Annotated in this window: 24 protein-coding genes and 1 other RNA gene; 2 read left to right on the top strand and 23 right to left on the bottom strand. The window is 40.2% G+C overall.

From position 1 onward, the window contains the following. Positions 1-130: 130 nt before the first annotated feature. Positions 131-1,204 (top strand): family 43 glycosylhydrolase, encoded by a 1,074-nt coding sequence (locus tag CEF19_RS06775; protein WP_100405389.1) that lies wholly within the window; start codon positions 131-133, stop codon positions 1,202-1,204. A 1,020-nt stretch (positions 1,205-2,224) separates the two neighbouring features. On the opposite strand, the gene ssrA is transcribed toward CEF19_RS06775, so the two are convergent. The 14 genes from ssrA to CEF19_RS06845 form a co-directional block, all read right to left on the bottom strand. Further along, positions 2,225-2,584, bottom strand: a transfer-messenger RNA (tmRNA) gene (ssrA, locus tag CEF19_RS06780). A 116-nt stretch (positions 2,585-2,700) separates the two neighbouring features. Further along, the gene (gene smpB / locus CEF19_RS06785; RefSeq protein WP_100405390.1) at positions 2,701-3,165 is read right to left on the bottom strand and encodes an SsrA-binding protein SmpB; all 465 of its coding nucleotides are present in this window, start codon (positions 3,163-3,165) and stop codon (positions 2,701-2,703) included. A gap of 60 nt (positions 3,166-3,225) precedes the next feature. Beyond that, complete coding sequence (locus tag CEF19_RS06790; RefSeq protein WP_100405391.1) at positions 3,226-4,422, bottom strand: MFS transporter; 1,197 nt, start codon at positions 4,420-4,422, stop codon at positions 3,226-3,228. A gap of 315 nt (positions 4,423-4,737) precedes the next feature. Then, positions 4,738-7,077 (bottom strand): ribonuclease R, encoded by a 2,340-nt coding sequence (gene rnr / locus CEF19_RS06795; RefSeq protein WP_100405392.1) that lies wholly within the window; start codon positions 7,075-7,077, stop codon positions 4,738-4,740. A gap of 29 nt (positions 7,078-7,106) precedes the next feature. Then, positions 7,107-7,856 (bottom strand): alpha/beta hydrolase, encoded by a 750-nt coding sequence (locus tag CEF19_RS06800; protein WP_100405393.1) that lies wholly within the window; start codon positions 7,854-7,856, stop codon positions 7,107-7,109. Next, positions 7,856-8,566, bottom strand: coding sequence for an alpha/beta hydrolase (locus tag CEF19_RS06805; RefSeq protein WP_100405394.1), 711 nt, complete (start codon positions 8,564-8,566; stop codon positions 7,856-7,858). The genes CEF19_RS06800 and CEF19_RS06805 overlap by 1 nt, the downstream gene beginning before the upstream one ends. A gap of 288 nt (positions 8,567-8,854) precedes the next feature. Further along, a complete protein-coding gene (gene secG / locus CEF19_RS06810; protein WP_100405395.1) occupies positions 8,855-9,085 on the bottom strand; it encodes a preprotein translocase subunit SecG in 231 nt (76 codons plus the stop codon). A gap of 199 nt (positions 9,086-9,284) precedes the next feature. After that, on the bottom strand, positions 9,285-10,574 hold the full coding sequence (gene eno, locus CEF19_RS06815) for a phosphopyruvate hydratase (RefSeq protein ID WP_100405396.1): 1,290 nt from the start codon (positions 10,572-10,574) through the stop codon (positions 9,285-9,287). Positions 10,575-10,647: 73 nt separating this feature from the next. After that, positions 10,648-12,180: a 2,3-bisphosphoglycerate-independent phosphoglycerate mutase gene (gene gpmI, locus CEF19_RS06820; RefSeq protein ID WP_100405397.1), complete on the bottom strand. Its 1,533-nt coding sequence runs from the start codon at positions 12,178-12,180 to the stop codon at positions 10,648-10,650. Further along, a complete protein-coding gene (gene tpiA, locus CEF19_RS06825) occupies positions 12,177-12,932 on the bottom strand; it encodes a triose-phosphate isomerase (RefSeq protein WP_100405398.1) in 756 nt (251 codons plus the stop codon). The genes gpmI and tpiA overlap by 4 nt, the downstream gene beginning before the upstream one ends. Before the next feature lie 294 nt (positions 12,933-13,226). Next, positions 13,227-14,411, bottom strand: coding sequence for a phosphoglycerate kinase (locus CEF19_RS06830; protein WP_100405399.1), 1,185 nt, complete (start codon positions 14,409-14,411; stop codon positions 13,227-13,229). 83 nt (positions 14,412-14,494) lie between these two features. Continuing rightward, complete coding sequence (gene gap / locus CEF19_RS06835) at positions 14,495-15,502, bottom strand: type I glyceraldehyde-3-phosphate dehydrogenase (protein ID WP_100405400.1); 1,008 nt, start codon at positions 15,500-15,502, stop codon at positions 14,495-14,497. A gap of 60 nt (positions 15,503-15,562) precedes the next feature. After that, positions 15,563-16,585: a sugar-binding transcriptional regulator gene (locus CEF19_RS06840; RefSeq protein ID WP_100405401.1), complete on the bottom strand. Its 1,023-nt coding sequence runs from the start codon at positions 16,583-16,585 to the stop codon at positions 15,563-15,565. Between the two features lie 142 nt (positions 16,586-16,727). Continuing rightward, positions 16,728-16,973 carry a glutaredoxin family protein gene (locus CEF19_RS06845; RefSeq protein ID WP_100405402.1) on the bottom strand — a complete coding sequence of 82 codons (246 nt, stop codon included), beginning with the start codon at positions 16,971-16,973 and terminating at the stop codon, positions 16,728-16,730. A gap of 457 nt (positions 16,974-17,430) precedes the next feature. Here CEF19_RS06845 and clpP point away from each other — a divergent pair, with 457 nt between their 5' ends. Next, entirely contained in the window at positions 17,431-18,105 is a 675-nt protein-coding gene (clpP, locus tag CEF19_RS06850; RefSeq protein WP_264755124.1) for an ATP-dependent Clp endopeptidase proteolytic subunit ClpP, read from the top strand. A 75-nt stretch (positions 18,106-18,180) separates the two neighbouring features. Here clpP and CEF19_RS06855 read toward each other — a convergent pair whose 3' ends face one another. The 9 genes from CEF19_RS06855 to hisF all read right to left on the bottom strand — a co-directional run bounded on the left by CEF19_RS06855 (position 18,181) and on the right by hisF (position 26,259). Then, entirely contained in the window at positions 18,181-18,435 is a 255-nt protein-coding gene (locus CEF19_RS06855; RefSeq protein ID WP_100405404.1) for an HPr family phosphocarrier protein, read from the bottom strand. 32 nt (positions 18,436-18,467) lie between these two features. Continuing rightward, positions 18,468-19,421 (bottom strand): DNA-binding protein WhiA, encoded by a 954-nt coding sequence (gene whiA, locus CEF19_RS06860; RefSeq protein WP_100405405.1) that lies wholly within the window; start codon positions 19,419-19,421, stop codon positions 18,468-18,470. 74 nt (positions 19,422-19,495) lie between these two features. Beyond that, complete coding sequence (locus CEF19_RS06865; RefSeq protein ID WP_100405406.1) at positions 19,496-20,452, bottom strand: gluconeogenesis factor YvcK family protein; 957 nt, start codon at positions 20,450-20,452, stop codon at positions 19,496-19,498. Then, positions 20,449-21,345 (bottom strand): RNase adapter RapZ, encoded by an 897-nt coding sequence (rapZ, locus tag CEF19_RS06870; protein ID WP_100405407.1) that lies wholly within the window; start codon positions 21,343-21,345, stop codon positions 20,449-20,451. The genes CEF19_RS06865 and rapZ overlap by 4 nt, the downstream gene beginning before the upstream one ends. A gap of 62 nt (positions 21,346-21,407) precedes the next feature. Further along, a complete protein-coding gene (locus CEF19_RS06875) occupies positions 21,408-21,872 on the bottom strand; it encodes an NUDIX hydrolase (RefSeq protein ID WP_100405408.1) in 465 nt (154 codons plus the stop codon). Between the two features lie 304 nt (positions 21,873-22,176). Further along, on the bottom strand, positions 22,177-23,109 hold the full coding sequence (gene trxB / locus CEF19_RS06880; protein ID WP_100405409.1) for a thioredoxin-disulfide reductase: 933 nt from the start codon (positions 23,107-23,109) through the stop codon (positions 22,177-22,179). 96 nt (positions 23,110-23,205) lie between these two features. Beyond that, positions 23,206-24,267: a tetratricopeptide repeat protein gene (locus CEF19_RS06885; protein WP_100405410.1), complete on the bottom strand. Its 1,062-nt coding sequence runs from the start codon at positions 24,265-24,267 to the stop codon at positions 23,206-23,208. 598 nt (positions 24,268-24,865) lie between these two features. Then, a complete protein-coding gene (gene hisIE / locus CEF19_RS06890; protein ID WP_100405411.1) occupies positions 24,866-25,504 on the bottom strand; it encodes a bifunctional phosphoribosyl-AMP cyclohydrolase/phosphoribosyl-ATP diphosphatase HisIE in 639 nt (212 codons plus the stop codon). Next, positions 25,501-26,259 carry an imidazole glycerol phosphate synthase subunit HisF gene (gene hisF / locus CEF19_RS06895; protein ID WP_100405412.1) on the bottom strand — a complete coding sequence of 253 codons (759 nt, stop codon included), beginning with the start codon at positions 26,257-26,259 and terminating at the stop codon, positions 25,501-25,503. Before hisF ends, hisIE begins: the two co-directional genes overlap by 4 nt.

Genomic DNA, 26,259 nt, shown 5'->3' on the forward strand with positions numbered 1-26,259 from the left:
AACTAAAAGATTGATATGCTTTGTAATATCATATCTTTTAATTACATCAGTTTAGCTATCTAAATAAAAAGGATTATGTAAGTTTAAGGTAATTATAAAATGATTAGGTTTATAAAGGAGAGAGTATAGAATGAAGTATAATTCAATAAGGCCTGGTCAAGATTGGCTAGATACCGATGGAAAGCGCATTCAAGCGCATGCTGGATCTATTATTACGGTAGGAGATACTTTTTATTGGTACGGTGAGAATAAAGAAAAGACAAAACCTGAAAATAACATCTGGCATTGGGGAGTTAGATGCTATTCCTCAAAAGATTTATATAATTGGGAAGATAAAGGTATCATAATCCCTCCTAATGAAGAAGATGTATCTTCTTCACTACACCCAACCCAGAATATGGACAGACCACATATTATATTTAACGAAAAGACTCAAAAGTTTGTTTGCTGGCTGAAGATTATGAGAAAAGATCACACACAAGATGCAACAATACTCATATCTGACCACATATTAGGTCCTTACGAAATTTTAAAGGAAGGATTCAGACCTTTAGATATGAGTGCCGGTGATTTTGACTTAGTTGCAGCTGAGGATGGAAAAGCCTATTATTACTTCGAGAGAGTTCACAGTGAGTTAATTTGTGCAGATTTAACGGATGATTATACCGATGTAACAGGCTATTACTCAACTCATTTTCCAAATATTGCACCTCCCTTTGTGCGTGAAGCTCCTGCATACTTTAGTAGAAAGGGCTTACATTACTTGTTGACATCAGGTACGACACATTACCATCCAAACCCAACAGAAGTAGCATGCGCTAGAACATATCATGGTCCTTTTAATGTTTTAGGGAATCCACATATTGGTGATTCCTCACATACTTCTTTTAATTCACAAATATCATCTGTTTTTAAACACCCTTTTAAAAAGGATTTATATATTGCATTAGCTGATAGATGGATTCCACATCTACCACAGATTGCAGGGGATGATTACCAATCTGGAGAACAGTACCAAAAAACTGCAGATATTTTTAAAGCAATGTTTGATCCAGATGAAGAACATAGTTTTTCAGATGACTTTATCAAAGAATGGAAGGTTAATACCTCATTATCAGATTACGTATGGCTTCCGTTAAGATTTGATGGAGAAATGGTTTATTTAGATTGGAAAGCTGAGTGGAAAATAGAGGATTATGAATAATAAAGTTAACTCTAAAAATAAATGTTGATGATGGAACCTTTATTTGATTAAAATATAAAATATCTCTCTTTTATTTAAACATCCACCTTATTTTATAAAAAATTTATTACTAGATTTCAGGTATTGCCTGGTCTGTTTCCGTTCATGAAGTCGATAAACAATTGTAAAAAAATGGTTTACCGGATGAAGAAATCAACCATATTGAAAGAAGCATTGAGGCAATGTAAGTTGCAAAGATGAAGCACGCCGTTTTGACGTGCTTTATTTTTAATATAAAGAAAGAGCAACTCTTTCAGCTTTTAATAAATAAGATAACAATCAAACAATCCGACGGTGGTTCCCGAAAGATTGATAAATCAAACTCGACTTTGGTTTTACAGAGATCAACATCTCTAAGACATTTATTCTTATCAACATGATGTATCGTGAAACGGACAATAAGCTACTTATTCACACACCACCTCTTTCGACTACAAAACCCCACCTTATTTACATAATTTTTTTCCTCTATTTATGATACGGTTTACTCCGATTAATCTCAAACAACTTAAAATGAAATACCAAAAAATCACATGAACTTTAACTCAATGATCTAGCTTGTTTGTTGCGCAGTATGGGTCTACTGTTCAGTAAATAATCTGTTAATCTTTCGTTTTTCGTCTTTAACAATTATCCACCTTTAACTTAATATCAGGATGAAAAGTAATGATAATTTAGTAATATGAACGATTTATTTAATTATAGGTTCGTAAGAAAGAAGTGAAAAATTCCAAATCACTTTTCTCATATTAAATAAAATGCTTTCTAATTAGTGTACTAAGGTTATTACTCTTAAGAAAGATATAAAATAAGCAAAATAAAAATGCACACAATAACTTGTGTGCATTACTCCATTTCAATAATTAAGTTCTAAGTTATTTTAAATACTAAATCAAAGTAAGTTTCAAGCATAAGCTTTCGTTTTACGAAAATATATGGTTGAAGTCACACACAAATCTATCTACCACCAAACAGTATGTATGGTGGAGACGGTGGGAATCGAACCCACGTCCAGAAACAACGACACTTACGCTTCTACGAGTGTAGTCACTGTATTAGCATTTCGCCATCACATCAGCCCAGCGACAGGCTTCGATGAGGCTAGTCTGATTAGTCTCTTCCTTCACCCTCAGACGGAGAGTAACCGGCGTAGCCCACTTAGAGTGAGTCCCAGTCCCTACCACATGGGCGATGGAGGGTGGAACCGCAAAGCGCTATTAAGCTGCTACTGCGAAAGAATTGTTAGTTTTGCCAGTTATAGGCGTTGGCGTTTTAACGAGGCCGACCCCCTCGACTCGCGACGTAAGCACGACCTATCCCTGTCGAATCCAAAACGTCCCCGTATTTACAAAGAAAAAGCTGCACAGCAGTCTCTCCTTGTTAAAGTGAAGAACCAGATTTATTTCGCTCTGGACTTCTTATTATAGCATACTGGGTAACAGATGCAACTGGTTGATTTAGCCTTTTTGGCGTTCTCTCAATGCACGGTCAATATCACGTTTTGCATCCTTACGCTTTAAGGTTTCTCGTTTATCAAAGGTTCTTTTCCCTTTCCCGAGTCCAATTAGGACCTTTGCAAATCCATTCTTAATATAAACCTTTAACGGAACAAGCGTATAGCCTTGCTGTTGCGTCTGCCCAATTAATTGGTTGATTTGCTTTTTATGCATGAGCAGCTTTCTTGCACGAGTTGGCTCGTGATTGTAGCGATTCCCTTGGTCATATTCACTAATATGAGCATTATGAAGATACATTTCACCATTCGATATTCTTGCAAATGAATCTTTTAAATTCATTCTCCCTAGTCGCATCGATTTGATTTCAGTACCTGTTAACACCATACCTGCTTCGTACGTTTCTTCTATAAAAAAGTCATGTCCTGCTTTTTTATTCTGAGCAATTACTTTACCTGTTCCAGCCATGTCCAACACCCTCTTGTATTGTTCTCATTCACTCATCATAGCAAATAAAGAAGCAGAGCGTCAATTTAGATCAAGTTGACGTCTTCTCACTCTGACTGGATCCGGCTGATCGAATTGGCGTCTATTAACAAATAAACAGACTACAGCAAGCAAGGATAGAAGCAAAAAGCCTAGCATGTACGTACCTGCTACATCCTTAATCATTCCCAAAAAAATCGGTGGAAAGAATCCGCCAAGCCCTCCAGCTGCCCCCACAACACCTGTTACAGCACCTGTATTCACAGGAAATAATTGTGGTACAAACTTGAAAACCGCACCGTTTCCAATTCCCGATGCTAGTGCCACAGACAAACAAGCGACGGTCATGATGAGCATACTGTGCATACCAAAGCCGATGGTAAAACCACCAAAAGCAATAACAATAAATACATATGTTAGCACTTTGCCCGCACCGATCTTGTCACCTAAATAACCGCCAAGTGGTCGGATTAGCGTTGCTAATACAACGAATCCAGCACTTCTAAACCCCGCGTCAACTGCACTTAAATCAAATAAATCCATTAATAGAGTAGGTAAATAAATTCCAAAAGCGACAAACGAACCGAATGTGACAAAGTAAAAGAGAGAGAGTATCCAACTATTCTTGAACTTAAGAATGGACAATGCTGAGAATAAACTCTTTTTTTCACCTGGCTCACGCGAATCTGGTGTGAAAAACCAAATTAAAATCGCCATAAGTAGCAGAGGCACAATTAGAACAAGAAACGTTGTTTGAATGCTTAATAATACAGCAAGCGTCGGCAGTAAGAATCCAGCAACAGCCGTACCAATATTTCCTGTCGCATTAATCCCAAGCGCTGTTCCTTGCTTCTCCTTTACCGTCCATTTCGAAACAAAAGTAACTGAAACCGCAAATGAGGTACCAGGGATCCCGAGTAACAAAGCCCATAGAAGCAGAGACTCATATGAGTTTGCAAAACTAATTCCGACAAGAGGGATTATGGATACAAGTAATAACACACTAAACACTCTTCGTCCCCCAAAGCGATCCGTCAAAATCCCTATAGGAATTCGTAAAATTGAACCTAGTAATACAGGAAGTGCTACAAGAACACTTTTCTGAGTCGACGTAAGATTATACATCGCCTCGTAATGATTAATTAATGGAGACAACGAAGTCCAAGCTGTAAACGCAACAGCCATTGCAATTGTTGTTAATATCAAAATTCGTTTACTTACCCTACTATCGTTTACCATATCTTCCACCCCAAAGTAGTATTTGTAATATAGATTTAGGTAAGGGAATCTGTCTCTTTAAAACCTGAATCTTTTTTAGAATACCAAAAGGGGGGAAGCTCTTGTTAATTGGTGTCAACTATCCTGACATGATTTTTTATACTGTTTATATCTTTGAAGGTCTCTGCCGACGCCAACGAGTTGTCGCCTATAAACCTTAGACCTTAAATCTTAAATCTTAAACCTTAAACCTTAAACCTAGCCTCCCTCTGCTCGGCTGCCGGTGCCAACGAGTTGTCACCTATAAAAAACGACTGCCCCCGGCAGTCGTTTAAGTTATTTCTTCTTTTTACGTCCCTTTTTCCGTTTTGCGCTTGGGGCGTTTTCGTAAAATGGTTTTTTCTTTTTTTTGTGGCGTCCTTTGCTTGGTCCTTTTTCGTCTTGACCAGCAGTTCTACCAGCCGCCGCAGGTGCGCCTGTTCTTGGTTTTCGTTTTCCACCTGCAATCACAGTCGGACGGCTTTTACGTTCTCTTGGTTGACGTGCTTTCATCCCGACAATCTCGAAATCAATTGAAGATTCTTCGACGTTCACACTAACAACACGTACCTCTATTTCATCACCGATTCGGAACACATGTCCTGTTCGTTCACCGATCATCGCGTACTGCTTTTCATCATAATGGTAATAATCATCGGTTAAATAACTAACATGAACGAGTCCTTCAATTGTGTTCTCAAGTTCAACAAAGAGACCAAAGTTAGTGACACCGCTAATCATACCCGCAAAGGTTTCACCAATTTTATCTTCCATATACTGAGCTTTCTTTACACTATCAGTATCCCGCTCTGCCTCGACAGCACGACGCTCCATCTCAGAAGAGTGCTGCGTTAAACCTGGAAGCTTTTCACGCCAATGTTCTTGAGATTGCTCATCGACATTCCCTTTAATTAGATAGGTGCGTATCAAACGGTGAACGAGTAAATCCGGATAACGACGGATTGGTGATGTAAAATGCGTATAGAACTCAGTTGATAAACCGAAGTGACCAACGCTATTTGTGTCATACTTTGCTTGCTTCATCGAACGAAGCATTACCGTACTGATGACCGTCTCTTCAGGCTCTCCGCGCACTTCATCAAGTAGTTTCTGCAGCGCTCGAGGATGGAGAGTATTCGCGCTTCCACGCACAACATAACCAAAGTTTGTAATAAACTCAAGAAACTTCGTTAGTTTCTCAGCATCCGGATCTTCATGGATTCGGTAAACAAAGGGAAGCTTCAACCAATGGAAATGTTCTGCAATTGTTTCATTTGCTGCTAACATAAATTCCTCAATTAGTTTCTCAGCAACAGAACGAGTACGTAAAACCACATCTGTCGGCTTTCCTTCTTCATCCACAAGAACTTTTGCCTCTTTAAAATCAAAATCAATTGCTCCACGGTCAAAACGCTTTTTACGAAGAATTGCAGCTAATTCCTCCATCTGCTCAAAAAATGGAAGAAGACCTTGATAAGAGGAACGTACTTCTTCGTCTTTATCAACAAGGATTTTGTTTACATCGTGATATGTCATTCGCTCAGTCGTTTTAATCACACTTTGGAAAATATCATGGTTAACAACTTGTCCCTGTGGATCAATTTCCATTTCACAAGAAAGCGTTAAGCGATCTACTTTCGGATTTAAAGAACAAATCCCGTTAGATAAGCGATGAGGAATCATAGGAATGACTCGATCCACTAAATATACACTTGTTGCTCGTTCAGAAGCTTCCTTATCAATAGGAGAACCCTCTGTTACATAATAACTAACATCCGCAATATGAACCCCTAAAAGATAGTTTCCATTATCTAGACGTTTTACATGAACCGCGTCATCAAGATCCTTAGCATCTGCCCCATCAATTGTAACAATCGTTTCATCACGAAGATCACGACGGTTTTCTAATTCTTTAGGGTCGATGGTGTCACCAACGGAATTTGCTTGATCAAGGACTTCATCAGGAAATGCCAATGGTATACCATGCTTATAAATAATCGATAAAATGTCCATACCTGGGTCATTTTTGTGTCCTAGAACTTTGATAATTTCCCCTTCAGCACTCATTCGTCCTTCAGGGTACTTTACAATCTTTACAACAACCTTATGTCCATCCACGACACCATGGTCTGCGTTTTTCGGAATAAATATTTCATTGGCGATTCGTTTATCATCTGCCATAACATACCCATAAGATTCCTGGTCAATATACGTCCCAACGACCTCTTGAACCCCACGCTCAATGATGCGAATGACCTTACCTTCAGGACGAGAACCCGACGATTGTTGGTTAATGCGGACGAGAACTGTATCTCGGTTCATTGCACTTTCCAAATCAGCATGGGAGACATATACATCCTTTTGACCCTCATCCTCAGGAATGATAAAAGCGAATCCCTTTGCATGTCCTTGAACGCGACCGCGAATTAAATTCATTTTCTCCGGAACGCCGTATCGATCACTCCTTGTTCGAACAATTAGCCCTCTATTTTCTAATTCGTTTAATGATTTGATAAGCTCTTTAAATTCATCACTGCCATCAACTTTAAACGCTTCTTCTATTTCAGAGACAGAAAGAGGTTTGTCCGCTTCCTTACGAAAATACGTTAATAGCTGCTCAATTTGTTTTTCATTCATGGTATCGACTCCTTTCGTTTCAACAGCCTCTATTTATCAGACCAATCAAGTGTTTCTAAAAATTGATAAATGTCCTCATGAAGCTGTTCTTTTTCTTTATCTAATGTAATGACATGAGTTGATTCCTCATACCATTTTAACGTCTTCTCGTCGGACTCTACGCGATCATGAATGGTACTTGCACTGTTAACATCTATCATCTGGTCATGTCGAGCTTGGACAATAAAGACAGGTGAATAAATATGGTCTAAATGTTCTTTCACATCCTCAATTAGTTGTCCTAGCGCCTGAAGTGTTGCCATCGGCGTCTCTTGGAATGCGTTCATTTCTTCTTCAATTTGTTCGGCTGATTTTTGCTCACGCTTTTTATATTCCCTTGCATACGCAAGAATACCTTTGTACATCGCGTCCTCTGTTTTGGATCTCATCGGGGCGCACATTGGAACCATACCCTTTATAGGTAAAGTGTAACCGATTTTTAAGGAGAATACCCCTCCCAGCGATAACCCGCAAACTGCAATTTCTTCATGCCCTTGATCCTTTAAAAATTGATAACCCGACTCAACGTCCTTCCACCAATCCTCTGGTCCAGTATGTACAAGCCTTTCAGGAGGAACGCCGTGGCCTTTATAAAGTGGGGCATGACAAGTATACCCTTGCTTTTGTAAAAATCGACCAATCATACGAACATCGGCTGTCGTTCCCGTAAATCCATGAAGAAGAAGAACCGCACGTTTGCCTCCTTCAAATGTAAATGGTTTAGGTTCCACCAATTTCATTATCTCTCTATCCTTTCTTCCACTCCGTAGCTTAAGAAGGCATCAATCTCCGTAATCAGCTGTTCCTTCTCGAAACCGTGGCAAATCATATGGTGTGAATGTTTCATTAATACCATCTTCTTTTTTGATGAGGCAATCGTCTCAAACAAGTATTGTGCACTCTTTCTCGGTACAATTCCATCTACCTCACCTTGTATAATGAGAGTTGGTGACGAAACTTGCCGCACGCACGGTCTAATTCGTCTCACCGCTTGCATAAATTGAAAGACAGCCTTCATCGGTGTTTCGATAATTTTTTTCCGATACATTTGATAATCCTTATCTTGCTGCAGCTCTCTGCGGAAACGTTTCCTAACGATATCCTTTAATTCTTGTAAGAGTTGAGTTGGATTAAAATAATAAGCCGCTGCGCTAAGAAGAACTAACTTTTCGACAGGGTACTTAGCCGCAATATAGCACGCTAGCATACCTCCCATCGAAAATCCTATTACATATACCTTTTCACAACGTTTCAACAATTCTTTCATCGCAACTTCTGCAACATGAACCCATTGATGATAAGTCACATCCTTCAAGCTTCCACCTGGGCCATGCCCTGGTAATGTCGGAGTATAGACGAGCCACTTTTTTTGATTTAAAAAATAGGTTGCAACGGGCTCTACCTCCCAAGGTTCTCCTGTAAATCCATGCAAACACAGACAACCGATCATCTCGCTTCACCCTTTTTAAAAACCTATCTTCCTACATTGTACCCGAAATCTTCTGAAAACAGCCTTCAATGATTGAAGCTTTTTTCATTCGGCTGCCGGCGCCAACGAGTTGTCGCCTATAAAACCTTCAAACCTCTAGCCTCTCTGCGCTTGGCTGTCGGCGCCAACGAGTTGTCGCCTATAAAACCTTAAACCAAAACCTTGAGCCTCTCTCCGGTCGGCTGTCGGCGCCAACGAGTTGTCGCCTATAAATCAAAAAGCAGTAGGTAGAGACCCACTGCTTGGTTGTTACATGAAGTATGCGACAGTAATCGTTAATACGAAGAATAAGACAGCAAGTACAACGGTCGCTTTACCAAGTACAGCGTCGATGCCTCGTGCTTTTTGCTTTCCCATTAATTGTTCCGCTCCACCTGAAATCGCACCAGATAATCCTGCACTACGACCAGATTGCAAAAGAACTACTGCAATTAAACCAATAGAAACGATAATAAGTAAGACAAATGCTAACGTTTGCAACTTTTCTACACCTCCAAGCACAATATGCGCTACTATCATTTTACCACAAATCTGTTTTTTAGGGCAATAAGGTTTTTATCGTTAATTTTAAACTGAATGAAGCAGGTTGGTTACTTCTTTCTTTCAGTAACTACTCCACCATTTCAACAGCTCCATTAAAAAGAGCCCCACACAACAGTGTGAGACTCTAAATCATTCATTACTTCTTCAAGTTATAAAATGCTGCACGGCCACCATATTGGGCAACGTTAGCTAGCTCGTCTTCGATGCGAAGAAGTTGGTTGTACTTCGCAACACGATCTGTACGTGAAGGAGCACCTGTTTTGATTTGACCAGCATTTGTTGCAACTGCGATGTCAGCGATTGTTGCATCTTCTGTTTCACCAGAACGGTGAGAGATAACAGCTGTGTAACCCGCTCGCTTCGCCATCTCAATAGCTTCAAATGTTTCAGTTAATGTACCAATTTGGTTAACTTTAATAAGGATTGAGTTACCAATTCCTTTTTCAATACCTTCGGAAAGCTTCTCTGTATTTGTTACAAACAAGTCATCCCCAACAAGCTGGACTTTACCGCCAAGCTTTTCAGTTAATAGCTTAAAGCCATCCCAGTCATTTTCGTCTAAACCATCTTCAATTGAGATGATTGGGTACTTAGAAACAAGATCTTCGTAGAAAGAAACCATTTCTTCAGAAGTAAGGCTCTTGCCTTCACCAGATAAGTGGTATTTGCCATCTTCTTTATTGTAGATTTCAGAAGCGGCTACGTCCATTGCAAGCATAACTTCTTCCCCAGGCTTGTAGCCAGCTTTTTCAATAGCTTCAATGATTGTCGTAAGTGCTTCTTCATTTGAAGAAAGGTTAGGAGCAAAACCACCCTCATCACCTACAGCAGTATTGTAACCTTTTGACTTAAGAACTGATTTAAGGTTATGGAAAATTTCTGCTCCCATACGAAGAGCTTCGCGGAAGTTTTCAGCACCGACTGGCATAACCATGAATTCTTGAATATCTACGTTGTTATCTGCATGCTCACCACCATTGATGATGTTCATCATTGGTACTGGAAGTTGCTTCGCACTGAAACCACCAAGGTAAACATATAAAGGAATACCAAGAGCGTCAGCAGCCGAATGTGCTACAGCCATAGATACACCAAGAATTGCGTTCGCGCCTAGCTTTCCTTTATTGCTTGTACCATCAAGCTCGATCATTAATTGGTCAATTCCAAGTTGGTCAAGAGCATCGAAACCAATTAGTTCAGGAGCAATGATTTCATTTACGTTCTCAACTGCTTTAAGAACACCTTTACCCATGTAGCGCTCGCCGCCATCACGTAATTCAACTGCTTCATATTCACCAGTTGAAGCCCCACTTGGTACTAATGCGCGACCCATTGCACCCGACTCAAGATAAACTTCTACTTCAACTGTAGGATTTCCACGAGAGTCAAGAACTTCGCGTGCATAAATGTCAGTAATCATTGTCATTTTTATGTCACTCCACTTCAAAATTTTTATTTTTTCACTTATTAAGTATAAACCAATTTCTACTAAGAAATCATTAAGATTTAATTAAGGTCTTACCTGTCATTTCCTCTGGTTGCTTCCCACCGAGTAAAGAAAGAACTGTCGGTGCAAGGTCAGCTAAAATGCCATCTTGACGAAGCGTTGCATTCTCCGTTGTTACAATCACCGGTACTCGGTTTGTCGTATGAGCCGTCATCGGTTGATCTTCCATCGTGATAACCTCATCCGCGTTACCATGGTCAGCTGTAATGACAGCTGCTCCACCTTTAGCGATAATCGCATCAACCACTTTTCCTAAACACTCATCTACGACTTCTATTGCCTTAATTGTTGGTTCAAGCATACCTGAATGACCAACCATATCAGGATTAGCAAAATTAAGGATTATCGCATCATGCTTATCAGCTTCAATGTCTGCGAGCAACGCGTCCGTTACTTCATAAGCACTCATTTCAGGCTGTAAGTCATATGTTGCCACTTTTGGTGAATCAATTAAAATTCGCTCCTCACCAGGGAATGGTTCTTCACGGCCACCACTAAAGAAGAACGTCACATGCGGATATTTTTCCGTTTCCGCAATACGAAGCTGCTTATAGTTCTGCTGAGAAAGAACTTCTCCTAGCGTATTATCAAGATTTGTTGGTTTGAATGCAACAAATCCATCGACCGTTTCACTGAAATGCGTTAAGCATACATAATGAAGGCGTCTTGGATGACTTTCACCACGGTCAAACCCACGGAAGTCTTCATTGGTAAACACTTGCGACATTTGAATCGCACGGTCCGGACGGAAGTTAAAGAAAATCACCGCGTCATCATCTTTAATTGTCCCCACTGGCTTGTGATTTTCTGTGATAACAGATGGAATCACAAACTCGTCATGAATGCCGTTTTTGTAGTTGTCTTCCAATACTTCAAGGGCAGACGTATACATCGGTCCATCGCCATACACCATCGCACGGTAAGACTTTTCAACACGGTCCCAACGCTTATCTCGATCCATCGCATAATAGCGACCATGGACTGAAGCAAGCTTTGCGTTACCAAGCTCTTCAAGCTTCGCCTCAAGCAACTTAATATAACTTTCTGCTGAGGTGGGCCCAACGTCACGACCATCAAGAAAACCATGCACATAGACCTTCTCAACTCCTTCACGCTTAGCAAGTTCTAGCAAAGCAAAAAGATGTTGAATGTGGCTATGAATTCCCCCATCAGAAAGAAGACCATAAACATGTAAAGCACTTTTCTTTTCTTTAACATGGGTCATTGCCGCGTGAAATGTTTCATTTTCGAAAAAATCACCTTCACGGATTGAAAGATTCACACGTGTTAAGCTTTGATACACAACACGACCCGCACCAATATTCAAGTGCCCCACTTCAGAGTTCCCCATTTGACCAACAGGTAACCCTACTGCTTCGCCCGCTGCTTCTAAACTAGCATGCGGATATTGGTTCCAAAAACGGTCAAAATTCGGCTTATTTGCCTGAACAACCGCATTCCCTTTGACTTCATCCCTTAACGCGAATCCGTCTAAAATAATGAGCGCGACTGGTTTCTTACTCATTTTCCTGCCTCCAAAAGACCTAAGAATGAGCTAGTTTCTAAACTAGCACCACCTACTAATGCCCCGTCGATATCTGTTTGTGCCATATATTCTGCAATGTTAGCAGGCTTCACGCTACCACCATACTGAATACGTACCGCTTCAGCTGCATCCGTAGAGAATGATTCAGCAACCACTTTACGGATATATGCGCATACTTCGTTTGCATCAGTAGCAGAAGATGATTTACCCGTACCGATTGCCCAAATAGGCTCATACGCAATCACAGTTTGCTTTACTTGGTCTGCTGTTAAACCAGCTAGACCTTTTTCAACTTGTCCTTTTACAATCTCATTCGTTTTTCCTGCTTCACGTTCTGCGTCTGTTTCACCGCAACACATAATTGGAACAAGAGAGTGCTTAAATGCAGCATGAACTTTTTTATTAACTGTTTCATCCGTTTCCGCAAATAGTTCACGACGCTCTGAATGACCAATAATTACATAATCAACATTCATATCAGCTAATGCAACAGGGCTGATTTCACCTGTGAACGCACCGTTTTCTTCAAAGTGTACATTTTGAGCACCTACTTTTAAATCTGTACCCTTTGAAATGCTTACTAAGCTTTCAAGAAATAATGCCGGCGAACATACAACTGCATCAACTTCACTATTTGCTGGGACTTGAGACTTTACTTCCTCAACAAATTGCTTTGCTTCCCCTAGTGTTTTGTTCATTTTCCAGTTACCTGCAATAATAGGTTTTCTCATGTTCATCATCCTCCCTGTTAATATGTTTCTAAAAGTAACCAAAAAGGAAATGCGCCTTTTTCCTTTTTAAATGGTTCCGCTCGCTGTGCGCAAGATGAGTAACCCGCTCATCTTGCTTAGAACCTTACAGCGGCTTCACTCATTGTTCCAAGTAACCAAAAAGGAAATGCGCCTTCCTTTTTAAATGGTTCCACTCGCTGTGCGCAAGATGAGAAACCCGCTCATCTTGCTTAAAACCTTACAGCGGCTTCACTCATTGTTCCAAGTAACCAAAAAGGAAATGCGCCTTTTTGGTTACTTGTCTGTTAACGCGTCCACGCCTGGAAGGACTTTGCCTTCCATGAACTCAAGTGAGGCACCGCCGCCTGTTGAGATGTGGCTCATTTGTTCCGCTAAACCGAACTTTTCAACTGCTGCAGCTGAATCTCCACCACCGATAACTGAGTACGTATCTTTGTTTTCTGCAAGAGCATTCGCTACCGCTTTTGTTCCTTCAGCAAACTTGTTTAATTCAAATACGCCCATCGGTCCGTTCCATATAACAAGCTTGGATTCAGCAACCACTTTACGATATGTATCACGTGTCTTCGGTCCGATATCAAGCGCTTCCCAATCAGACGGAATTGAATCAATATTAACCACTTGAGTATTAGCATCTTCTGAGAAATCATCAGAGATAATGACATCTTGAGGCATATAGAAATTGACACCATTTTTCTTTGCTTTTTCCATAAAGGTTTTAGCAAGCTCAATTTTATCTTCTTCTAGAAGTGAAAGACCAACTTCATGACCTAACGCCTTGACAAATGTATACGCTAATCCACCACCGATGATTAAGTTATCAACATTATCAAGTAAGTTATCAATAACACCGATCTTATCCTTTACTTTTGCCCCACCGATGATTGCCGTAAATGGTCGTTCTGGATTTGAAAGAGCTTTACCAAGAACGTCTAATTCTTTCTCCATTAAAAGACCTGCTGCTGCTGGAAGAAGATGTGCAATTCCTTCTGTTGAAGCATGTGCACGATGAGCGGCGCCAAATGCGTCGTTTACGTAAACATCAGCAAGCGCAGCGAACGCTTTTGCAAGTTCTGGATCGTTCTTTTCTTCACCCGCATAGAAACGAACGTTTTCAAGCAGTAATACTTCGCCATCAGCCAAACCACTTGCTGCTTCTTGGGCAACTGGACCATGTGCTTCATCAACCTTTTTTACAGCTTTGCCAAGTAATTCACTAAGGCGTGCAACAATCGGTGTTAGACGAAGCTCTTCGACCGTTTCACCCTTTGGACGTCCAAGATGGCTAGCAAGAATAACACGTGCACCCTTTTCGATTAATAATTTTATCGTTGGGATGGCAGCACGGATTCTAGTATCATCCGTAATGTTTCCGTCCTTCATCGGAACGTTAAAATCAACACGGCAGAACACTTTCTTTCCTTGTAATTCAAGGTCATGGATCGTTAGTTTGTTCATCAAATTGGCCCCCTCAATATTTTTTAATGACAGCGGAAAAAGGAGTCAGACCTTGTCATCCTCCTCACTCCACCTATCTTTGATTATAGTCCTTGCTTAGCGATGTATTCAACAAGATCAACTACTCGGTGAGAGTAACCAGACTCATTATCATACCAAGAAATAACTTTAACCATGTTGCCTTCCATAACCATTGTAGAAAGAGCATCAATTGTTGAAGAAGAAGGGTTACCGTTATAGTCACTAGAAACTAAAGGATCTTCACTGTAGCCAAGGATTCCCTTAAGTGGACCTTCTGATGCTTCTTTTAATACATTATTTACATCTTCAGCTGTTACGTCTTTATCAAGCTCAGCAACTAAGTCAACTAAAGATACGTTTGGTGTTGGAACACGAAGCGCTCCACCATTTAATTTACCCTTAAGCTCAGGCAATACAAGAGCAACTGCTTTTGCTGCACCAGTCGTTGTAGGAATGATGTTCTCAGCTGCCGCACGAGCACGACGGTAATCTTTGTGTGGAAGGTCAAGAATTTGTTGATCATTTGTGTATGAGTGAACAGTTGTCATCATACCGCGCTTAAGACCAAACTTGTCGTTAAGAACTTTCGCAAATGGAGCTAAACAGTTTGTTGTACATGAAGCATTTGAGATAACTTGATGACTAGCAGCATCATACTTATCTTCATTAACACCCATAACAATTGTGATATCTTCATCAGATGCAGGTGCAGAAATAATAACTTTCTTCGCTCCAGCTTCGATGTGTTTCGCAGCGTCTGCACGCTTTGTGAAGAAACCAGTTGATTCAACAACTACTTCTACTCCACGATCTCCCCAAGCTAGGTCAGCCGGGTTGCGCTCTGCTGATACATTGATTTCCTTACCATCAACAACTAATGCGTTATCTTTCACTTCGATGTTGATATCAAGATTGCCATGAACAGTATCATACTTTAAAAGGTGAGCAAGCATGTTAGCATCTGTTAAATCATTGATTGCTACTACCTCAACGTTAGGGTTCTTAAGTGCTGCGCGGAATACATTACGTCCTATTCTTCCAAAACCATTAATACCTATTTTCGTTGCCATAATACAAATTCCTCCTAATAATGAATGTAATATATCAAAAAGGGCGCAAACCCTTTTATCTCAATTTAATTGAAGTAGCTTTTTTGCAGCTGCTTCGTCTGTAATTAATACATCACTCGGTCGATACTTTAAATAAGCAAAAATTGCCTCGGCTTTTGAATAACCACCCGCCACAGAAACAACAATCTTATTTAGCTCAAGTTCATCTAGCTGAAGCCCAATCGTTCTTTGCTTATGAATAACTTCTCCGTCACGGTTGAAATAATACCCGAGTGCTTCAGCAACAGCCGACTCACGTTCAAGCTTTTCCATAAACACTTCAGAAGATCCTCGACGCACGGCCATCGTTTTGGCGTCACCAATTCCATGAATAACAATTCGAGCGGATTTAATCAATTTTAGAATATCCTTTAAAGATGGTTCTAATACAAGAGAAGAATACGTATCTTCACTTAATTGGTCGGGCACATGGAGCATTCGATATTGTGCACCCGATCGACTAGCAAATTGAGCACTGATTGTGTTCGACTGATTTTCAACCTGCTCTCCTAGTCCGCCTCTTGCGGGAACGAAGATTACATCCTTCGTCTTCGGATCCGGTGTCATCATTTCAGCTATCGCTGCAATTGTCGTGCCACCGGTAACGGCAATAATATCTTTTGCTGATAGTTTTTCCTTCAGCTCGCTTATACATGCGCGTCCCATCTCATGCTTGACCCAACTATCAATGTCACTATCGCCTGATACAACTAATGCTTTCTTTACTCCAAGCTTTTCTTCAAGCTCCGTTTCAAGAGAACGTAAACCAAGCAATTCCTTCATCATATCCTCTAATTGAATGAGCAGTACTTCACCATCGTCCGTAATACTCATTCCAGCACTTGCGAAAAGCACAAGCCCTTGTTCTTTTAGAAAATTAACTTCACTACGCAACACTCGCTCAGAGAGCTGAATGTTAGAAGATAAACTTCGTCTCCCAATCGGTTGCATCACCCGAATATTCTGAAGAATTCGATAGCGTTTGACCATCACATCTAAAACATCAGGTAATAACTTTTGTTGAATGTCTAATAATACCCGCATAGAGAGAAAACTCCTTAACTAATATAGGGGACTTTATATGTCCCGCATAGACATTTTTTGTCCCGACTAGGTGTAAAAAAAAGACCAAAACCTTATCTCCTTTTTTATTTTAACAAGGAAGTGACCGAATCACAAGATAAAATTACCCAATTTTATCTTGTAAGCCCTTTCTCATTGTTTCCTTTGAGAGCTGACCAAAATCAATTTCCTGATCATTTATCGTTACAACTGGTATCATTACTTGGTATTTTTCTAATAATTCATCATCTTCATAAATATCAATCACATCAATTTGAAAAGAAAATTCTTTTTGTAATTCCTGAACTATCTTTAGACCTTTATCACATAATGGGCATTGTGTTTTCGAAAAAAATTTAAGATTGACCATTTAAGTTTCCACTCCTATTCATAAGACTTTCAATTATATCGTAAGAGAGTGGTTAATTCCATTCACTCTCTAACTACTAAGTATTTACTCTGTACTTACTATATATTCGGTTGGTTAATTGCTCAAAGCCTCTATCGGACCATTTTCTGCATTTCCCACTCTCATCATAGCATGGTTCTCGAAATTTATGACACAGTTACCTTTCTTAAAAGTGAATTCACTAAGCAATTGGTCATTAGTCATAACTCTTAAGTTTGACTTAGTAAAAAAACGGATATGATGGAAGAAGGGTTTAGAACACTCAATCGTGAATAGTATATAGAGAGAAGTTGTTTTATACTTATAAGCAGCATCTTCTTAGGAAGGTTTATTATTTGACCTTCTTTGACCTTTTGAGTATGATGTACATAACAGAGATCGTTAAAAAAGCATACCCTTTTTAACCAGTCTCGGAGCAATGAAATCATTGCCCTATCGTGTGAGTAATTTTTGCGCACACTTTATTAGTTTATTAATTAATCGAAATGAGGAGGATTTACACATGAACTTAATCCCTACAGTTATTGAACAAACAAATCGAGGCGAACGCGCTTACGATATTTACTCACGTCTTTTAAAAGACCGTATTGTTATGCTAGGAAGTGGCATCGATGACAATGTTGCCAATTCAATTGTTGCACAGCTACTTTTCTTAAATGCCGAAGACCCTGATAAGGATATCTCTTTATACATTAATAGTCCGGGTGGTTCGATTACAGCTGGAATGGCGATTTACGATACAATGAACTTTATTAAGCCGAAAGTATCAACAATTTGTATCGGTATGGCAGCTTCTATGGGGGCTTTCCTACTTGCAGCTGGTGAAAAAGGCAAGCGTTACGCACTACCAAATAGTGAAGTAATGATTCATCAACCGCTTGGTGGTACACGAGGTCAAGCTTCGGATATCGAAATTCATGCTCGCCGTATTATCGAAATGCGCGAAACCTTAAATAAGATTTTAGCTGACCGCACTGGTCAACCAATTGAAGTCATTGCTCGCGACACAGACCGTGATAACTTCATGACAGCTGAAAGAGCAAAAGAATATGGTCTTATCGACGATATTATCTCTGCATCAAATGCAACATAAATAAAAGCAAAAAAACCTGGGTGAATGTATTCTCCAGGTTTTTTTCTATTAAAAGGTAGGTATTTAATTGTCAAGTTACTGTTTTTCAATAAAGTTAGCTAGCGCTTCTAGAGCGTCACTTTCGTCTTTGCCGTCTGTGATCAGTGTAATTTCAGCGCCTTGAGAAATAGCTAAGCTCATGAGCCCCATAATACTTTTAGCATTCACACGTTTATTTCCTTTTTCAATAAATACTTCCGATGAAAATCGATTTGCTTCCTGTACGAATAAGGCTGCAGGTCTTGCTTGTAATCCTGTTTTTAACTTAACCTCTACTTGTTTTTCAACCATGTTTTTTCCCCCTCTTTCATAATGTCTTACTGCTAGCTTAGCTCAAAAGGTAGTCCTGAGCGAATCTTATCTGCGATTTCATCAATCTTTCTTAAGCGATGATTAATCCCTGATTTGCTAACTTTTCCACTTTCAACCATTTCCCCAAGTTCCTTTAGGTTAACATCCTGATGTTTCATCCGTAGCTCTGCAACTTCTCTAAGCTTCGGTGGTAATTGGGAAATTCCTATCTCACGCTCTAGGAGACGAATGTTTTCCACCTGTCTCAATGCAGCACCTACCGTTTTATTTAAATTCGCCGTCTCACAATTTACAAGACGATTGACCGAATTACGCATGTCCTTCATAATTCGAACATCTTCAAAATAAAGCAGTGCCTGATGCGCTCCAATGATATTCAAAAACTCGGTGATTTTTTCGCTCTCCTTTATATACGTGATGAACCCCTTCTTACGTTCCAATGTTTTTGCTTTTAATTGAAATTCGTTCATTAATTCACACAAAGATGTATTATGTTCTTCATAAAGGGAAAAAATCTCAAGATGATACGAAGAGGTCTCCGGATGATTTATTGAACCCCCAGCTAGAAAAGCCCCCCGTAAGTATGCACGCTTGCAGCATGTCTTTTCTATTAAAACCCGTGGGATCGTTCGCGTTAGGGTGTATCCTTCTCCCAAAATCCCAAGATCTCTAAGTAACATTTCAGCTTCTTGTGATATCCGAACGAGATATACATTATTCTTTTTCAAACGCATCTTTTTACGAACGAGAAGTTCGACATACATTGTCGGATACAGCTTTTTGATAAGCGTATAAATCCGCCTAGCAATGGCAGCGTTTTCAGTTGTAACATCCAACCCAATCTGTTGATTTCCAAGCGAAAGTGACCCATTCATACGTATAAGTGCTGATAATTCAGCCTTTGCACAGCAAAGAGTGTACTCTATCTGTGTTAATTCCTTTTTAGTCGTAGCAGCAAAGGACACGGGTCTCTCACCCCTTTTGTTCAAGCGTACAGAGAAACCAAATTCGGTTTCCCTCCACGTAACCTAGTTATTTTTTATTTCGCCAGTTCTCCGGCCTTTAACAGTGCTTTAGACACTTTCATTGCATCATGACGAAGCATATGATCCTGTTCAATTACAAAATGATCACGGATGATTGCCACCCCTAACTTTACCAACCTATCCGTATCAACGAGAACGGGAAGCGCTTGTTCCTCTGCATATCGTTGCTTTACTTGTGTAGATACGGTTGAACCATGAACAAGGATACAGTCCACTAACCCCGCCCCACAATGACTATAAATCGCCTCTAAATGGTCAGCAGCTGTGTAATAGTCGGTCTCCCCATGCTGGGTCATTACATTACAGATATAAATCTTCTTTGCCTTAGAGTTGCGAATCGCTTCAGAAATCCCAGGCACCAGTAAATTCGGTAGCACACTTGTATATAAACTTCCCGGTCCTAAAACAATCAAATCAGCTTCTTGAATTTCTCGTAAACTTTCTTGCAAGGGCTGAATCGTTTCAGGTGTTAAAAACACACGACGAATTTTCTTTTCCTCAAGTGGAATTTTCGACTCTCCACTTACAAAAGATCCATCTTCCATTTCAGCATGCAACACAATGCTACAGTTTGCTGAAGGAAGAACTTTCCCTCGAACATTTAAAACCTTACTTAGTTCAGTAATGCCTCTTGCAAAGTCCCCTGTTATCGACGTCATTCCAGCTAACAATAAATTTCCTAAAGAATGCCCTGTTAGCCCCTCTCCATTTTCGAAGCGATGTTGAAATAACTCTTCAACTAACGGTTCAACCTCCGCAAGAGCAACAAGAACATTACGTACATCGCCAGGTGGTGGAATATCTAATTCTTTGCGAAGTCTACCTGAGCTACCTCCGTCATCAGCCACTGTTACAATTGCCGTAATTGACACAGGGAAATTTTTTAAACCTCTTAACAGAACCGATAAACCGGTTCCTCCTCCAATAACAACAATCTTTTTATCCCTCACGTAACCCTTTCCTTCCCCTTCTCGATATCACGATGACTTACATGCATCACATACTCATCGGAAAAGGTTTCACCAAAGTATTCAGCGAGTGTCACAGAACGATGCTTTCCTCCTGTACATCCAATTCCAATAACAACCTGACTTTTACCTTCACGCTTATATTGTGGGAGCATAAAGTTTAATAAGTCCTGAAGTTTTTCATTAAACTGCTGTGTTTCGGACCATTTTAGCACGTACGAAGATACCTCTTCATCTAACCCTGTTTTTGGACGCATATGGTCAATATAATGTGGATTAGGTAGAAAACGAACATCAAATACAAGGTCAGCATCAATTGGTATTCCATATTTAAACCCAAAGGACACCATATTCACCGTAAAGGGATGACGCTCCGTTAACGCAAAACGTTGAATGATCTTCTCTCTTAGTTGAATCGGCTTTAAATCTGTTGTATCGATAATCTGCTGAGAATGGCCTTTCATTTCCTCAAGCATTTCACGCTCTAAACGAATTCCTTCTAAAGGAAGACCGTTTTTCGCAAGTGGATGTGACCGCCTTGTTTCCTTATAGCGTTGGACAAGCTTCGCGTCTTTTGCATCCAAGTACAAAATATGCATCTTCAATTTAATATTCGGTGACTGACTAATCGTATCAATGGCTTCAAATAGATGCTCAAAGAATTTCCGGCCTCTTAAATCAATAACTAAGGCAACCCGGTTCATCTTCCCATTTGATCCTTCTATCAAATCAACAAACTTCGGTATAAGAGCAGGTGGTAAATTATCGACACAAAAGTACCCTAAGTCTTCAAAGCTTTGTACAGCTACGGTCTTTCCGGCCCCAGACATTCCGGTTATGATTACGATTTGTATTTCTTCTTGATTGGTCGTCAATGAACTCACCTTCTCTTTAAGAATTTGGGTTGATAACGAACTTAGTACCTTACATCAACCTGTTAGTCTGGTTTAGGATCAAGTCGATAAGAAAGTAATTTAAAATCCGGTGAATAGTAAAATGTTCCGTACATCACACCTTCTCCTTCAAGCAAATGGCGAAACAAATACACATCCCCCTCTGCCATTGGTAAGGAGAGAATGTCTTTTATTTCAACCCACTTTAATATTCCTTCAGGAGACTCCTTGCATTGTTTCCCGTCAAATCCTGTGGCTTTAAACGTAAACATCATCCATTCAGATAGAACTTCTTCCTTATCTTTAACAACCATCGTTATGACGGACTTTAAGATCGTGTTTTTCAAATGAAGGCCTGTTTCTTCTCGAAACTCTCGATCGACCGATTCCTTTATTGATTCGCCTATCTCCATTTTCCCGCCGGGAGCTACCCACCAGCCTTTGCTTGGCTTTTGGAGCAATAATGCTTGACTTCCATTCACTAACAAACAGTTCGCGACTCTTTGCAATGACTTCACCTCACGTTCCTACACTTATATTATACGATCATTTTCATGTCGTCACAATTACAAGGATTAGGAAGCTTCATGAACATCATGTGACTTATTTATTTTATTAAAAAGTTAAAGGTCATTGGGGTTAATACACGTTGTAGGTTTGATGATAAAAAAAGGGCACGGACTATGTCGTCCGTGCTAAATATATAAAAAAGGGGGTCAATTACTTAACCTTATAATAACCCATTTTTATTTCATGACTGTTACAGTCTGATTAAGAGCGAATTACGTTTTTCCAATTTTTATTAAGTTTGATTTAGGATTCTAAACTCTCGATGTAATGTTGGACATTTTGAGCAGCTAAGCTTCCATCACCTGTAGCTGTCACAATCTGACGTAATGACTTCTCTCGGACATCTCCTGCCGCTAAAATTCCGGGGATTTTTGTTTCCATTTCTTGATTGGTCACAATGTACCCTTCTTCATTTAAAATGTTAAGATTCTGGACACTGCGATTTAGTGGAAGCATCCCAATATAAATAAAGACACCGTCCGTTTTAAACTCCTGCTGCTCGCCTGTTTCCCTATCTTCAATTGTAACCGAGGCCACCTTGCCGTTCTCACCATTAATCTCATTGACAACATGATTCCAAATAAAACTTATTTTTTCATTATTAAATGCTCGGTCTTGAAGAATCTTTTGCGCGCGTAGCTCTTGGCGACGGTGAATAACAGTCACCTTTGAGGCAAAACGAGTTAAATAGACAGCTTCCTCAACTGCAGAGTCTCCTCCGCCGATGACAACTAGCTCTTTCCCTTTGAAAAAAGCCCCGTCACAAACGGCACAATACGATACACCGCGGCCACTTAGTTCTTTTTCACCGGGTACCCCGATTTTCTTGTATTCAGCACCCGTAGCGACAATAACAGCACGAGCTTTGTATTCTTTCGTTCCAGCTTTAATTACTTTGATATTACCTTCATCAATAATTTCTTTTACATCACCATACCCATATTCCGCACCAAACTTCTTGGCATGCTCAAACATTTTCGTTGAAAGATCAGGTCCTAGAATATGGTCAAACCCAGGATAATTTTCAACATCCTCGGTGTTAGCCATTTGTCCACCTGGAATTCCACGCTCAAGCATAATTGTACTCAAATTAGCTCTTGACGTATAAACTGCAGCAGTCATTCCAGCAGGGCCTGCCCCAGCAATGACTACATCGTAAATTTTTTCTTCACTCATTTTCCTTCACTCCTTGCTACGTTTCTTAAGGCATTCGTTCAGCTCTAATTCCATTCATATCGTATCCAATTTTATATTCGCTGTCCATACATCTGCTTACATATCATTCCGTTCCCAAATATGATATTTGAGACTATTTTTATCTAAACATCCTTGTCGACTTTGTTTAACATATTTCTTTGCTAGAATATGTCCGTGTCCGCCTGCACGTTTCCAATATTGCTCTGCCTTCTCTACTTGATTTTTATGAAATAACGCCATCCCAAGACAGAATAAGAGCTCAGGTCGGTTATCGAGTATGTACCCTTCGACAACCTTTAATCGTTCAAAGGTTTGCTGATAATCACCAACGGCACATAAGACTTGAGCAACTTTAACATGATGGTCTACATCTAATGGGTACACATAACGAAGCGCGGCGATAAACCTCGCTGCTTGTTCAGTATCCCCACCCATAGAGTAAAATAATGCTAAATTGCAAATGGCAAATAAATTTCCTGGGTCGTTTTTTAAGACCTCTTCACAAACATCAAATGCTTTCTCATTTCCGTCTCGATAATACGCCTCGGCTAAATGATTATGAGCTGCCCAACACGTAGGATACGTTTCAATTATCGATTGTAAGACAGGGATCGCCGCCTTAATTTCACCTTTACTTAAAAGCGTTCGCGCCTTCTCATGATCGATAATTAATTCCTCAGACTCTTCTTCAAATTCATCCCAATCTTCTTGATCGCCGCGCTCAAATTGAAGAAGTTCTAAGAGATCGCGTGCATCATCGGTAAATTCATCATCAGGACAAAGCTTTAAATACCGTTCGACTGCCGTTTCTGCTCTTTCAAAAAGTCCTAGGTATGCATAATTGTTAGCCATAAAAAAATAGCACTCTGCTTGCCCATCACCCTGTTCCTTTAAAATTGTTGTCAAAATATCGTTAGACCGATCGTATTCACCTAGCTCAGAAAGGACTGCCGCCAATTGAACATGAAAGACAGGCTCTTTTTCGGTGAGCTTTACAGCACGTTCAAAAAGCTTCACCGCACGTTGTAAGTGATTCTTACGATAAGCAACAATTCCGCGGTGAAAAAAGTAATCCCCGCTTCTAAAAAAAGGAACAATCTTGCGGTTTTCTTGTTCGTTTTGATGGGTCACATCCATGAAGTTAATTCCCTCCAGCTTTTCATTCATAAGTCCTAGTATACATCATTTATATGAATGATAGCAGTCCATAAATCTCAATAATTTTAGGATGCTATTAAATCACTCAGTATGAGGTACTTTAGAGGGACTGAAAAAGGTACGACTTTCAACTTTTTTAGTCCCTCTAAAGCAATGAGCGACGATAGGAGCCATTGCCAGGTGCGATTTTCACCTTTTTTCAATGGCCCTTTAAGCAATGCTCTTGGTTGCTAGAAGAACCTTCTCTACTAGAAGCGCTCCAGAACTTATAGTCTTAAAAAATTGGTTATATCCTACCTAACCCTTTGACAATTTGTGAGACGTATCTTTTAAAAGCCTTACGATGAGGAGGGCACTGAAAAAGGGTGCTTTTCCTTTTTCAGTGCCCTCTTAGTAATGCGCGGAGCCGTTGCCCGGTTTTGAAAAGCCTTGCTATGAGTGGTTTTTTCATAGCAAGGCGCGCAACGAGTGAAACCATTACTGCTTCCTCGAAATGCTTTCAAAGGGTTTTTCAGTGGCCTCACGATGAGTGGGTTTCTCATCGCAAGGCGGGTAGTGAACGGAGCCATTCCGTCTCTTATTCTGCCTTTTTCGGCTTATGGCGTTCCTCTAAAACAGCTAATACATCATCAAGCGGCAGCTTTTGCTCTCGTAATAGAACCAATGTGTGATAAAGCAAATCGGCTACCTCCCACTTTAATTCCTCTGGGTCACGGTTCTTTGCGGCAATAATGACTTCGCCTGCTTCTTCGCCAACCTTCTTCAAGATTTTGTCGACACCTTTTTCAAATAAATACGTTGTGTACGCACCTTCTGGCATTTCCACCTCTCGCTTGGCGATTGTTTGTTCAAGTTCATCCAAAATTGCAAACCTCGTTGGATTCACATTAACTGTCTCTCCTAAAAGCGAATCGGAGAAGCATGTATAATCTCCTTTATGACAAGCAGGACCTGCTGGCACAACAAGAACGATTAGCGCGTCCGCATCACAATCAAAGCGGATATCTAAAATTTTCTGTGTATTACCTGAAGTTGCACCCTTATGCCAAAGCTCTTGGCGTGAACGACTATAAAACCATGTTTCTCTCGTTTCAATTGATTTCTCCAACGACTCCTTGTTCATATAAGCAAGTGTGAGTACCTCTTTACTTGTTGCATCTTGAACAATCGCAGGAACTAACCCTTTTTCATCAAATGTAATAGATTCAATACTCATCTAATTTCCACACCTTCCGTTTTTAAATACGTTTTTACTTCAGCAACGGATGTTTCTTTGTAATGGAAAATCGACGCTGCTAATGCCGCATCCGCATTTGCTTCTTTAAAGACCTCAGAAAAACATTCCTTGCTTCCTGCACCACCTGAAGCGATAACGGGAACACTCACAACATCATTAACTGCCTTTGTTAGTTTAATATCAAAGCCTGTTTTTGCTCCGTCCTGATCCATGCTCGTTAACAGGATTTCACCAGCACCGCGCTTAACAATTTCTTTCGCCCAATCGGTTACTTCCCACTCTGTTGGGGTTCGTCCGCCATGAGTGTAGATTCGCCATGATCCAAGTTCAACATCATACTTGGCGTCAATCGCGACAACAATGCACTGGGAACCAAAGAAATCGGCTCCTTCAGTTATCAATTCGGGACGATTAACAGCTGCCGTGTTCAAAGATACTTTATCCGCTCCTGCACGAAGCACACGCTTCATGTCCTCAAGTGTATTAATACCTCCTCCTACTGTAAATGGAATCGCAAGCTTTCCGGCCACCTGCTCCACCACTTCAACCATCGTTTCTCGTCCTTCATGAGACGCAGAAATATCAAGAAAGACAAGCTCGTCAGCTCCCTGCTCATCATAAAACGCAGCAAGTTCAACAGGGTCACCTGCATCGCGAAGGTCAACAAACTGAATGCCTTTTACCACTCGTCCATCTTTCACATCCAAACATGGAATAATACGTTTTGTTAACAT

This window comes from Bacillus solitudinis, assembly GCF_002797395.1.
GTDB lineage: Bacteria > Bacillota > Bacilli > Bacillales > Bacillaceae_D > Halalkalibacter_A > Halalkalibacter_A solitudinis.

Excerpts from the sequence above, each read along its gene's own strand:
- CEF19_RS06775 (WP_100405389.1), top strand. The coding sequence starts at position 131 with ATGAAGTATAATTCAATAAGGCCTGGTCAAGATTGGCTAGATACCGAT.
- smpB (WP_100405390.1), bottom strand. The coding sequence starts at position 3,165 with ATGGCTGGAACAGGTAAAGTAATTGCTCAGAATAAAAAAGCAGGACAT.
- CEF19_RS06790 (WP_100405391.1), bottom strand. The coding sequence starts at position 4,422 with ATGGTAAACGATAGTAGGGTAAGTAAACGAATTTTGATATTAACAACA.
- rnr (WP_100405392.1), bottom strand. The coding sequence starts at position 7,077 with ATGAATGAAAAACAAATTGAGCAGCTATTAACGTATTTTCGTAAGGAA.
- CEF19_RS06800 (WP_100405393.1), bottom strand. The coding sequence starts at position 7,856 with ATGAAATTGGTGGAACCTAAACCATTTACATTTGAAGGAGGCAAACGT.
- CEF19_RS06805 (WP_100405394.1), bottom strand. The coding sequence starts at position 8,566 with ATGATCGGTTGTCTGTGTTTGCATGGATTTACAGGAGAACCTTGGGAG.
- eno (WP_100405396.1), bottom strand. The coding sequence starts at position 10,574 with ATGACAATGATTACTGACATTTATGCACGCGAAGTTCTTGACTCTCGT.
- gpmI (WP_100405397.1), bottom strand. The coding sequence starts at position 12,180 with ATGAGTAAGAAACCAGTCGCGCTCATTATTTTAGACGGATTCGCGTTA.
- tpiA (WP_100405398.1), bottom strand. The coding sequence starts at position 12,932 with ATGAGAAAACCTATTATTGCAGGTAACTGGAAAATGAACAAAACACTA.
- CEF19_RS06830 (WP_100405399.1), bottom strand. The coding sequence starts at position 14,411 with ATGAACAAACTAACGATCCATGACCTTGAATTACAAGGAAAGAAAGTG.
- gap (WP_100405400.1), bottom strand. The coding sequence starts at position 15,502 with ATGGCAACGAAAATAGGTATTAATGGTTTTGGAAGAATAGGACGTAAT.
- CEF19_RS06840 (WP_100405401.1), bottom strand. The coding sequence starts at position 16,585 with ATGCGGGTATTATTAGACATTCAACAAAAGTTATTACCTGATGTTTTA.
- CEF19_RS06845 (WP_100405402.1), bottom strand. The coding sequence starts at position 16,973 with ATGGTCAATCTTAAATTTTTTTCGAAAACACAATGCCCATTATGTGAT.
- clpP (WP_264755124.1), top strand. The coding sequence starts at position 17,431 with ATGAAATCATTGCCCTATCGTGTGAGTAATTTTTGCGCACACTTTATT.
- CEF19_RS06855 (WP_100405404.1), bottom strand. The coding sequence starts at position 18,435 with ATGGTTGAAAAACAAGTAGAGGTTAAGTTAAAAACAGGATTACAAGCA.
- trxB (WP_100405409.1), bottom strand. The coding sequence starts at position 23,109 with ATGAGTGAAGAAAAAATTTACGATGTAGTCATTGCTGGGGCAGGCCCT.
- CEF19_RS06885 (WP_100405410.1), bottom strand. The coding sequence starts at position 24,267 with ATGGATGTGACCCATCAAAACGAACAAGAAAACCGCAAGATTGTTCCT.
- hisIE (WP_100405411.1), bottom strand. The coding sequence starts at position 25,504 with ATGAGTATTGAATCTATTACATTTGATGAAAAAGGGTTAGTTCCTGCG.
- hisF (WP_100405412.1), bottom strand. The coding sequence starts at position 26,259 with ATGTTAACAAAACGTATTATTCCATGTTTGGATGTGAAAGATGGACGA.